2 protein-coding genes are annotated in these 2,670 nt (G+C 40.8%); both read right to left on the bottom strand.

The features are described 5' to 3' along the window. Window positions 1-2,309, bottom strand: a 2,309-nt coding sequence (locus LC574_RS34825; RefSeq protein ID WP_229458180.1) for a hypothetical protein, incomplete at its 3' end; no start/stop codon positions are given. Beyond that, the gene (locus tag LC574_RS34820) at window positions 2,263-2,634 is read right to left on the bottom strand and encodes a hypothetical protein (RefSeq protein WP_229458178.1); all 372 of its coding nucleotides are present in this window, start codon (window positions 2,632-2,634) and stop codon (window positions 2,263-2,265) included. The genes LC574_RS34825 and LC574_RS34820, both read right to left, overlap by 47 nt. Between the last annotated feature and the right edge of the window lie 36 nt (window positions 2,635-2,670).

Below are 2,670 nucleotides of genomic sequence, written 5' to 3'. Positions count from 1 at the left end.
AAAAGACAAAAAGCACGAGAGTTATTTCTGGTGCTGGCAGAACGAATGGATTTTAACCCAGAATTAAATGTGCGAATGTTTCTTAACGTTAATCGACCACACAATAATGAAGTACCAACATCTACTTCACTATCTGATAGGTTTCTCAGAGCAAAAACTAAAAGTTGTGCATCGGTAGGAAAGCTAGATGGTGCAGAAATGGCTTGTCCTACGCGACTAGAAAGCCAAAATCGCAAGCGCAGCTGAATTTGACTAAGGGCGTCTTCTACTCTGCCAGTTAAAGTATTTAGCTGCAAGTGTTCTGATGAACAGAAAAATAGAAAATCTTTTAAGGTAGGAGTTTTCAGCCAAGCTTGAGTGCCAAATCCTGCCGCCATCGCTTGTCGATATCGCTCTTTTATGCCCTCATCAGCAAAGAAGGCTTCTAATGCTAAGTTGAGGAGCGATCGCACGGTTTGCGATAAAATTTGACTTTCAGTCGATGATCCTAAAACCATTGTCATCAAAGCTGATTCTAGGAAGGCGGTATAATCGTTAAAGCGATCGCGCTGTTGTTCTGGATCTAGCGATCGTAAGTCTGGCTGTTCAAATAAGTTATTCGATTGTTTGGAGATATCAAAGTACGCTCCATTAGCCCCCATAAACTCTGTGTAATCAGTGAAAGTAGATGTTCCATCAGGTTTCGGGAAATCTAACGCCACAATCGGAATACCATGCGCCAAAGCCTGAGTTAAAATCCCTGATACCAACACCGATTTACCTGCACGAGTTGTCGCAAACAAAGCTAAATTTTTGTGTTGATTAAACAAATCTAAATGTACGGGTGTTCCGCCTTCTTCAGCAATCAACTCAAAGCCTTGTCTATCACCCCGTTTAGTTAAAACTAAAGGCATTAATCCGGGAACTTCACTGGTTAAATATAGTTGGCGACGATTGAAAGGTGTAGCTAACAAACCTTCCCAAACTATTGGGAGAGTTTGCAGCCAAATTTTCCAGGCGTATTCAGTTTCCCTAATTAATTTTGCTGGACGTTGAAAACAGTTTTCAATATATCTTGTTGCCTCATCTAATTTCTCGACAGTTGGACGATGTACCAAAATCACGATACTCGTATAAATCGGGACTGCACCTTCAAATAATTGTTCTTGTGCTGCTACCGATTTTTTCAACTTTAATTGGGCGTTGACATCAATAGTTTTACTTTTTTCTTGAGCCATGATTGTCGTCATGTTTGACTGCTTCAAGACTCGTTGCAAAGTAGTTTTCACCAATGCTGGATTTGCCGCAGTCAACTCACAAAAAATCTCTGTATCTACTACTGTTTCTCTAGCCAGCAGTTCCCATAAATATCGCAGTTGAGCAGATTTATTTGCCCAACCTCCGGGTTTTTCCAGAAATGACAGTGCGCCAATGTAACGATTGTTAACATTAACCCAACGGCGATCGGCACAAGGTACACTAGACTCCATCAGCAAAGTTGTGCCGTGGATATTCTCTAGAAGCAATTTAGTACTAGCTAAATCTGAATTAACTTGCTCGTGTAGTCCTTGATCGTCTAAAGTCATCAATTGGGGAATCGGTATTGGCTGCGTATCATTAAACCTTTTCCAGATGCCCTCCCAGAGTTCATCAGCTTTCAAAGGCTTAACATCCAATCCCATTTGGTTAGATAAAATTTGTTCCCAGCGTAGAAAACCTTGCTTGTAAGCATTTGTTATCAGCGTTTCTATGCGCTGGTTTTCTACATCTGAGAGATCCCCTTTAAATTTTAACCACCATGATTCCGCTCTAACTAAAAGCTTTTCTATCCAATCATCTGCATTTCTGGTGCTAGATTCAATGGTGTAAGTGACATAAATCCGCAAAAATTTAGGCTTACGAACACCAGAAATAGTCAATTCTTTGACTCTGGCTCTTTCTGCTATCAACAAATATTTGATATCTCGTGATGGCGCATTTCTGATTAGCGATACTAATTCTTTTTGGCGCTCTTTGTCTGAACTAAAAGATCCCAAATGCAGTGTCATTCTTTCACCGCTAGGAATGTCTTTCAATCCGGCTTCAATGTTATTAAAGAGTGTATCGATTTGTTCAGGTCTTAAAGTGGTATGAATTCCCTTACAGTCAAAACCAAAAACAAAGCAAAACCGATCTCTTTGAGTGCCTTTTGTCAAAAGGTAAGCGCCAATATCACGTCCATTCATTGCGACACGCAGCATTGTCGCCAAGTGCAAGGCATCTTCAAATGGTGTTAATCTACCTTCATTTCCGGCTACGCCGACGCTTTGTTTTCCGATTTTTTGCTTCATGGTTAACTTCCAATAAGCTTTGATAACGAGCAAAGCCTCTTGTCCAAGCGGGAACGCCAATAAATTTACTTAAAAAACTCCAACTCCTACCACCAGTTAAAATCCACCAAGTTCCTATTCCCCAACCAGTCATTAGTATTGTCCACAACCACTTTTGAAACTCTTCTTGGAAAAGACCACCAAAAACTCCGTTGACAATAAAGTAGGAGGCTAAGGCAATTACCGTCCAAGGAAGAATTTGATCGGCAGGGATTGGCCCTAATGAGGGTTGGCTTCCTAGAACCTGATTAACTGGACGAAAATCCTTTTCCCGCTCTTGAGACATTTGAAATATCTAAAATTTTTTACCGCACGTGTGGCC

It is taken from the genome of Nostoc sp. CHAB 5715, from assembly GCF_020829685.1.
Classification (GTDB): Bacteria; Cyanobacteriota; Cyanobacteriia; order Cyanobacteriales; family Nostocaceae; genus Nostoc.
The sequence above is the reverse complement of the archived record's forward strand: the minus strand, read 5'-3'. Positions and strand labels throughout refer to the sequence as shown.

Coding starts and splice junctions, on each gene's coding strand:
- LC574_RS34820 (WP_229458178.1), bottom strand. CDS start 2,634: ATGTCTCAAGAGCGGGAAAAGGATTTTCGTCCAGTTAATCAGGTTCTA.